We start from the raw sequence: 8,257 nt of genomic DNA, 5'->3' as shown, positions 1-8,257 counted from the left end.
GGGCTAACGTTTGTCTTTCTTTCAGGAACTGAAGCGGCGAAACGTCATTCGCGTCGCGATCGGCTACGTGGTCGTTGGCTGGGCGCTGGTGGAAGCGTCCGATCTGCTGCTCGAAACCTTCGACGCCCCCGACTGGATCATGCGGGCCGTCGTGTTGACCCTGGCCGGCGGCCTGCCGATTGCGCTGATCGTGGCGTGGATGTTCGAGCTGACGCCGGAAGGCATCAAGCGCGAGGACGGCGTCGACACCTCGGAAGAGGTCCGTTTCAAGGCCCGAGCCGACCGCAAGACCGACCTGGTGATCATGGGGGTGCTGGCGTTGGCGGTTGGCTACTTCATCTTGGAGAAGATCTGGCAGTCGGACGCGGTTCGCGGTGAGCAGCTGCGCGCCATCGCGGTACTTCCTTTTGCGGACATGAGCGCGCAGCGTGACCAGGAGTATTTTGCCGAGGGCCTGACCGTCGAGCTGCTTAACCTGTTGTCGCGCAAAACCGATCTCAAGGTCACGGGGCGAACGTCCGCGTTTCAGTTCAAAAATCATGAGGGCGACTTTAAGACCATCGGCAAAACCCTCGGTGTCGGCACGATTCTGGAGGGTTCGGTCCGGGCGGTGGACAACAACGTGCGTATCAGCACCAGTTTGATTGATGCCGATCAGGGCAAGACGCTGTGGTCAGCCAAGTTCGATCGCCAGCTCACCAACATTTTCCAGGTGCAGGATGAAATCGCGCAGGCGGTGGTCGATGCGCTTGAGGGCCGTTTACTGAACAAGCCGGAAGAGGAGCCCGAGGAGCGCGCTGTCGTCGCGGCTGCGTACAAGGCTTATCAGCAGGGCAACTATTTGCAGGGACTGATTTCGGTTGAGAACCAGCAGCAGGCGATCGACTACTTTAATCAGGCGAGAGCGGCTGACCCGGACTTCGCCGAGCCTTTGGTGGGGTTGGCGAACGCCAACATGATGCTGGCTCTGAATTTGGCGGCACTGGACCGCGAGCTGGGCATCGACCGGGCCACCGCACTGATCGATGAGGCGCTGAAGCTGGGGTCGGAGCTGCCTGACGCCTACGTCGCCCGCGCGTTGATCAAACAGGTCATTGCGCGTGACTACACCGGTGCAGAAATCGACCTGAAGCGAGCCCTGGATATTGACCCGAACCACATTACGGCGCTGCGCAGGCTCGGGACCATCTATGGCCGCTTCGGACGCTATGACGAGGCCATGGAGTCGTTCCAGCGTATCGTCGACCGCGATCCGCTCAATCATCTGACTTACTCCAACTACAGCCTGAACGCGCTGGCTGCGGGAAAAGTTGACCTCGCTGAGGAGATGATCAGCAAGGTGCTGGAGTTTAAGCCGGACTCCGGCTTCGCCAACTACCAGCTCAGCAAGGTGATGCTGGCGCAGGACAACCTGGACGCGGCGCGCGAGGCGAACGCACGCGAAACCTCGCCCATCTGGCGAACCATTGGCAACGGCATGATCGCCTGCAAGGCGCAGGAGACAGAGGCGGCCTACGCGATTGCTGATGATCTGATCGCGCAACGTGAGGTGTTCAACGCGTCCGAGATCTACGGGCTTTGTGGTGACAGTGAAAAGGTGTTTGAGCTCCTTAACCAGGCGGCTGACGCCCGGGATCCGGCCCTGATTGAAATGAAGCTCAGCTGGCAGCTGGCCTACCTGCGGGACGACCCGCGTTGGCATGCGGTGCTCAAGAAAATTGGACTGCCCATCTGATCGGTCCATAATCTCCCCGCTAATGCGAGGTACACCGCCATGAGATTCTTATCGATCGTCCCAGCCTTGCTGCTCGGGCTGCCTGTATGGGCACCGGACGCCGCAGCTGAGGAGGCCCTGATGCGAACCACTTCTAACCCGGCCATCACGCAGGGCTACGTCAACACGCCGAAAGGGCAGATTCACTACTGGCAGGCCGGGCAGGGTGAGACGCTGCTGCTGGTGCACCAGTCGTCGTCCTCCGGGGAGGAGTACGCCGGCCTGGTGCCTTATCTAGCTGATCGCTATCGACTGATCACCTGGGACTGGCCGGGCCACGGACACTCGGACGACCCGGATCACGAGCTAGGGGTCGATGAGTACACCGCGTCCGGACTCGCTGTCCTTGAACACCTCAATGTGGACAAATTTCACGTGCTTGGCCACCACGGCGGTGCGCTTGTCGCGATGAACTTCGCCTGGAAGTACCCCAACCGGGTGCAGAAGGTTATTTTGTCCGGCACCAGCGGAGTGAAGGATAAAGAAGAATCTGAGGCCTTTACCGAGAGTCTCGACCTGGAAAACCGCAAGCGTGTGGACCGGGAGGGTGTCTCCTTGAGTCAGGCCTGGCAGCGTTTCGTCGGCTACATGCCGGAGTCGACTCCCGAGGAGATCCTCATCCCCTACATTGGCAATATGGCTACCCGGCTGCGTCCCTATGATGCGCATTACGGGGTGCTGCGCTGGGACCGGCGACCCGCTCTGGCCAGCCTGAAGGACCGCGATGTGCTCCTGACTCAGGGCGCGCGCGACGAATATGTCAGTCACCAGGAAACGCTGCTCAAGCTGCTGCCCAACGCTCGTCGGCAGGTGATCGAGGATGGGGGAACCTTTTTGTTTTTCGAAAAGCCCGAGGCCAGCGCTAAGCTGGTCGCGGGGTTTCTGGGCGAGTAAGTCCCGCGCTTAATGAAGATCACCGCCATTCGCGTCTACCAGGTGGACCTGCCACTGGTTGAGGGTCGCTATTCCTGGTCCGGCGGAAAATATGTCGAGGTGTTCGACAGCACAATCGTTGAGCTGATCACGGACGACGGAGCGATCGGCTACGGCGAGGTCTGCCCTCTTGGGCCCTTCTATCTCCCAGCCTTCGCGGACGGCGCGCGCGCCGGCATTGGAGAGCTGGCCCCAACCCTGCTGGGCCAGGACCCGACGGCGGTCGCAAAAATCAATCGCCTGATGGATCAGGCCCTGCTGGGCCATCCGTACGTCAAGTCTGCGCTCGATATGGCCTGCTGGGATCTGCTGGGAAAGGTGAGCGGTTTGCCGGTTTGCCATCTGCTGGGTGGCCGCTTCGGCGACAGCATTGAGCTTTACCGCGCCATCAGTCAGGGTCCTGCCGAGGAGATGGCAAACAACGTCGCCGGCTATCGCAATGAGGGTTATGCCTGTTTTCAGCTCAAGGTCGGCGGCCTCGTGCCTGATGACATCCGCCGCATTCACGCCGTGGCGGACGTGCTAAAGGACGGTGAGACGCTCGTGGCTGACGCCAACACCGGCTGGCGGCTCGACGACGCGCTGCGGGTTGTGGCTGCCGTCAGTGACCGGGATGTGTACATCGAGCAGCCCTGTGCCTTGTATGAGCACTGCCGAACCGTCCGGGAAAAAACGTCCCTGCCTCTTGTGCTGGACGAAAACGTGACCGGCCTTGATGCGCTGCTGCGCGCCCACGAAGACCGGGCCATGGACGTGATCAACCTGAAGATCTCCAAGGTCGGCGGCCTCACCCGGGCCCGGCAGATCCGTGATCTTTGCGTGTCGCTCAATATCCCCATGACCATCGAAGACAGCTGGGGCGGCGACATCATCACGGCGGCCATTGCGCACCTGGCGCACTCAACGCCGGAATCGCTCAGGTTCTCGGCCACCGACTTCAACAGCTACGTGACCGTCAGCAGCGCCACCGGCGCGCCGCAGCGGCAGAACGGGACCATGACAGCGTCGGAGGACCCGGGCCTTGGCATCTCTCCCCGCATGGAAGTGCTGGGCAAGCCCGTCGCTGAGTACCGTTGATGGCCCGACCTGCCTTCGCTAACCCACTCGGTCTGTCCGCGGCCGTTCTGGCGTTGGTTTTTGGCGGCGGAGTGTGCGCGCAGACCGGCGAGCAGTCCGAACCCGTGTCCGGCGCGTCGCAACTCCTGACCGTCGGCCACATTTTTCACGACAAAGCGTTTGACCTGGGTACCGTGGTGCCGAGCAAATGGCTGGGTGACGGCGACCACTACACCACCGTGGAAATATCGACGGCGGTGCAAGATGGCTATGACATCGTTCGGCACGACGCCCGATCGGGCGAGCGTAACGTCAAGGTCAGCGCTCGCCAGCTGATCCCCGAGGGGCAGGAGCGGCCGCTCGAGATCAAGGACTATGCCTGGTCTGATGACGGGCAGTTCGCCCTGATCAGCACCAACACCAAAAAGTTTCGGCGCTACGAATCGCTGGGCGATTACTGGCTGCTGAAGCTAGCGACCGGCAAGCTGCGTCAGGTGGGCGCGGACGCTGAGCCTTCAACCCTGATGTATGCGCGGTTTTCACCGGACAGCCGGCATGTGGCGTACGTCCGGGAGAACAACCTTTACGTGGAGAGCGTGGAAGGCGGGTCGGCTCGGCAGCTGACCCGTGACGGATCCGAGCTGGTGGTGAACGGAACGGGCGACTGGGTGAACGAGGAAGAGTTTGGTCTGCGCCTCGGATTTAAGTGGAGCCCCGATTCCAGGCGAATCTGCTACTGGCAATTCGATACCGAAGGCGTCGGCACCTTTTACATGATGAATGACACCGGCGACGTCTACTCTCAGCCCATCCCGCTGCAGTATCCCAAAGTCGGCAGCACGAACTCCGCCGTTCGCGTCGGCGTCGTGGAGCTTGAGTCAGCGCGCACCACGTGGATTGAGCTGCCGGGTGACCCGCGCCAAAACTACGTCCCCCGGATGGACTGGGCCGACAGTTCTGACGAGGTGCTGCTGCAGTACGTCAATCGCCGCCAGAATCGAAACCAGGTGATGCTGGCGGGCGCGACCGACGGATCAGCCAGGGTCATTCTCACAGAAACGGACGATGCATGGATTGATATCCACGACGACGTCAAATGGTTGGCCGACGGTGAGTCGTTTACGTGGCTGAGCGACCGGGACGGCTGGCGCCACCTTTACCGCGTGTCGCGCGATGGCTCAAAGGTAACGCTGCTGACGCCAGGAGATTTCGACATCATCGAGGTGTCCCACATCGACACGACAAACGGTTTTGTCTACTACTTGGCTTCACCAGAGGACAATGCGGCCCGCTACCTCTTTCGCTCCCCGCTGGGCGGCCCGGCGAGGGTTGAACGACTCACGCCGGTCGGTCCATCCAGCGTACACGCCTACGACATCTCGCCCGACTCGCGCTGGGCTTTCCATACCGCCTCAACGCTTAGGTCTCCTCCGCGGGTGGACTTTGTGGCGCTGCCTGACCACCGATCGTTGCGGACGGTGTTGGACAACCAAAAAGTGGTCGACGCACTGGCCGCCACGCCACAGGGAGCCACCGAGTTCTTTCGAGTAGTCATTGAGGATGGCGTCGAGCTCGACGGCTGGATGATGAAGCCCCACAACTTTGACCCGACCCAACAGTATCCGCTGCTGATGTACGTCTACAGCGAGCCGGCAGGCCAGACGGTGATCAACCGCTGGCGCAGTGACCGCCACGCGTGGCATCTGCTGCTGACGCAGCAGGGGTACATCGTTGCCAGCGTGGACAGCCGCGGCACGCCGGGCCCCAGAGGTCGGGCGTGGCGAAAGTCGATCTATGGCCAGATCGGCATTCTGGCTTCTGAGGATCAGGCGCGAGCGGTCAGGGCACTGCTGGCTGAGCGACCGTATCTGGATCCGGGGCGGGTCGGGAGCTGGGGCTGGAGCGGCGGCGGGCAGATGACCCTCAACGCGCTATTCAAATACCCTGAGATTTACCAAACGGGTATCGCGCTGTCGTTCGTCAGCGACCAGCGTCTTTACGACACCATTTACCAGGAACGCTATATGGGTCTGCTCGAGGATAACGAGGAGGGTTATGTCCAGGGCTCACCGATCACCCACGCCGCCGGCCTGGAAGGTAATCTTCTGGTGATTCACGGCACGGCAGACGACAACGTGCACTACCAGAGTTCGGTGCAGCTGATCGATCGGCTGATTGGCCTGAACAAGACCTTTACGTTCATGCCTTATCCGGACCGCAGCCACAGCATCGACGAGAAGCCCAACACGAAGCGGCATCTCTACGGGCTGATGACCCGGTTCCTGCTGGAAAACCTGCCGCCAGGCCCCCGATCAGCGGCTGTTCAATAGCCGAAGGGATTTTCCAGCGACGGGCTGGGGGTAGTGAACCACCGCGGACCCTCAGCGGTGATGTAGAAGTGGTCTTCCAGGCGTACCCCAAATTCACCGTACAGGCACAGCATCGGTTCGTTGCTGAAGCACATGCCCTCGGCCAGCAGCGTATCGTCACTGCGAACCAGGTAGGGCCATTCGTGGATGTCCAGCCCGAGACCGTGACCGGTGCGGTGGGGCAATCCCGGGACCGCGTAGTCAGGGCCGTAACCCAGTGACTCCAGGTAAGACCGGGCGGCCCTGTCGACATCGCCACAACTTGTTCCTGGCTGTGCTGCCGAAAAGGCTCGAGCCTGCGCCTGCTGCTCCGCCGTCCAGACCTCGCGCTGACGCTCTCTCGGCTGTCCGAACACGTAGCTGCGGGTGATGTCGGAGTGGTAATGCTGCACCCGGCAGCCCGTATCGATGAGCACCATGTCGCCATCCGCCAGGACCTGCGGGTCCGGGACGCCGTGCGGGTAGGCGGTGGCTTCGCCGAACTGGACCGCGCAGAAGGTTGAGCCGGCGGTCCCCATCGTTCGATGCGCTGTGTCGATGAAGTCGACGACCTCCGTCGTCTCAATACCGGGCCTCAAGATCCGGGCAGCGCTCTTGTGCACTTCCAGCGTGATGTTCATGGCCTGCTGAATCAGCGCCAGCTCGGCCCGTGACTTTCGCATCCGACAGCCGGCCGTGACCGGCCGCGCGTCCACGAAGCGCAGACTGTCGCGAAGGGCGGAAATTTCACCGAAGTGGTGGAAAGGCGTCGCCTCGTCGATGCCCACCGTGCCCCCGGCTACGCCGCGAGACTCAAGGACCTGATGAACGAGCTCAAACGGCGACTCGTGCTCCTGCCAGAGGTTGAGCTTGCCCGGCACCTTCATAAAGGCGGAGAAAGTGCCCTCCTCGAAGGCCGGCAGCACATATTCGACGGGTCCGTCAGGAAAAATGATGGCGCCCACCAGGCGCTCGGTCAGCGACCATTTCGTCCCGGTGAAGTAAAGCAGGTTGCTGCCCGCACACAGGTAAACCGCCTGCAGACCATGCTGGCCCATCATCGCCCGGCCTTGGGCCAACCGCCGTTCAAATTCGGCTAGCGGCAGCGGCTGTGCACCGGACGACCCTTCCAGTTCTGCCAGCCGCGCGAGCTCCGCTTTTGCGTTCGATCCAGCAACACCTTGGGTCACGGGCAAGCACTCGATAGTAGCGATGGAGCTAAGGATAGTTCTTGCCGCCGCCGACTTCGACCTTCCGTGCCGGCGATTTGCTAAAATTCCGGCCGGCTTTTAATCACAACTTCAGGAGTTTTGCCATGCATCGAGTGATCCTCACGGCGCTCGCGGTCACCGTACTGCCAATCACCTTAGCTAACGCGGGGCATCACGAGTCTGCGGACATGGGCAAACTGCTTGCCGCCGACTACCGCGACGAAGACCGGGCCCGGGACCAATACCGTCATCCGGCTGAGACGCTCGCCTTCTTTGGCCTCACGCCCGACATGGCGGTGGGTGAATACGGACCCGGCGGAGGCTGGTATACGCGATTGCTGGCACCTTGGATCGCCTCTGACGGCACCTATGTCGGCATCAATGCGGACGTTGAGCGCTACATGGCCAACGCCAGCCCCGAGCGCCAGGCACGCGCCAAAGCCTTTCCCGAAACGTTCCCGGGTCGGGTGGCTGAATGGACCGGCGTCGACGCTGCGCGCGTCCACGCCGTCGAGATCGATGAAGCGCCGGACTGGCAGGGCAAGCTCGATGCGGTGCTGACGTTTCGCGGTATGCACGGACTTGCGCGGGAAGACCTGGCCGACGAGACGATCGCCCATTTCTACGGTCTGCTGAAGCCGGGCGGGATTGTCGGTGTTGTACAGCACCGCGCCAGCGAAGCTGCACCCTATGACTACACCCGCGGCCATAACGGTTACCTCAAGCAGTCTGAGGTCATCGCGATGTTTGAGAGCGAGGGTTTCGAACTCGTCAAAACCGCCGAGATCAACGCGAACCCGAAGGACCCGGCTAATCACGATACGGGCGTGTGGACCCTGCCGCCGACGCTCAGGAAGGGCGACACCGATCGGGAGCGCTACGTCGGGATCGGCGAGAGTGACCGCATGACGCTGGTGTTCAGAAAGCCGGCCTGA

6 protein-coding genes are annotated in these 8,257 nt (G+C 61.8%); 5 read left to right on the top strand and 1 reads right to left on the bottom strand.

The window, feature by feature from the left end; translation table 11 throughout:
* Positions 1–10 precede the first annotated feature (10 nt).
* Genes AAF358_04230 through AAF358_04215 form a run of 4 tightly spaced genes read left to right on the top strand, consistent with a single transcriptional unit; the run spans position 11 to position 6,093 of the window.
* Complete coding sequence (locus AAF358_04230; GenBank protein MEM7704734.1) at positions 11–1,735, top strand: tetratricopeptide repeat protein; 1,725 nt, start codon at positions 11–13, stop codon at positions 1,733–1,735.
* Positions 1,736–1,774: 39 nt separating this feature from the next.
* Complete coding sequence (locus AAF358_04225) at positions 1,775–2,668, top strand: alpha/beta hydrolase (protein MEM7704733.1); 894 nt, start codon at positions 1,775–1,777, stop codon at positions 2,666–2,668.
* A 12-nt stretch (positions 2,669–2,680) separates the two neighbouring features.
* Positions 2,681–3,784: a cis-3-hydroxy-L-proline dehydratase gene (locus tag AAF358_04220; GenBank protein MEM7704732.1), complete on the top strand. Its 1,104-nt coding sequence runs from the start codon at positions 2,681–2,683 to the stop codon at positions 3,782–3,784.
* Entirely contained in the window at positions 3,784–6,093 is a 2,310-nt protein-coding gene (locus AAF358_04215; GenBank protein MEM7704731.1) for a S9 family peptidase, read from the top strand. The genes AAF358_04220 and AAF358_04215 overlap by 1 nt, the downstream gene beginning before the upstream one ends.
* On the opposite strand, the gene AAF358_04210 is transcribed toward AAF358_04215, so the two are convergent.
* Positions 6,087–7,301: a Xaa-Pro peptidase family protein gene (locus AAF358_04210; GenBank protein ID MEM7704730.1), complete on the bottom strand. Its 1,215-nt coding sequence runs from the start codon at positions 7,299–7,301 to the stop codon at positions 6,087–6,089. The genes AAF358_04215 and AAF358_04210 overlap by 7 nt on opposite strands.
* A 125-nt stretch (positions 7,302–7,426) precedes the next feature.
* Here AAF358_04210 and AAF358_04205 point away from each other — a divergent pair, with 125 nt between their 5' ends.
* Complete coding sequence (locus AAF358_04205; GenBank protein MEM7704729.1) at positions 7,427–8,257, top strand: hypothetical protein; 831 nt, start codon at positions 7,427–7,429, stop codon at positions 8,255–8,257.

This window comes from Pseudomonadota bacterium, assembly GCA_039033415.1.
In the GTDB taxonomy this organism is placed as follows: Bacteria; Pseudomonadota; Gammaproteobacteria; order Xanthomonadales; family SZUA-38; genus JANQOZ01.
Note: the sequence above shows the minus strand (reverse complement) of the source record. Positions and strands in the feature narration are given on the sequence as shown.

Coding starts and splice junctions, on each gene's coding strand:
- AAF358_04225 (MEM7704733.1), top strand. CDS start 1,775: ATGAGATTCTTATCGATCGTCCCAGCCTTGCTGCTCGGGCTGCCTGTA.
- AAF358_04215 (MEM7704731.1), top strand. CDS start 3,784: ATGGCCCGACCTGCCTTCGCTAACCCACTCGGTCTGTCCGCGGCCGTT.
- AAF358_04220 (MEM7704732.1), top strand. CDS start 2,681: ATGAAGATCACCGCCATTCGCGTCTACCAGGTGGACCTGCCACTGGTT.
- AAF358_04205 (MEM7704729.1), top strand. CDS start 7,427: ATGCATCGAGTGATCCTCACGGCGCTCGCGGTCACCGTACTGCCAATC.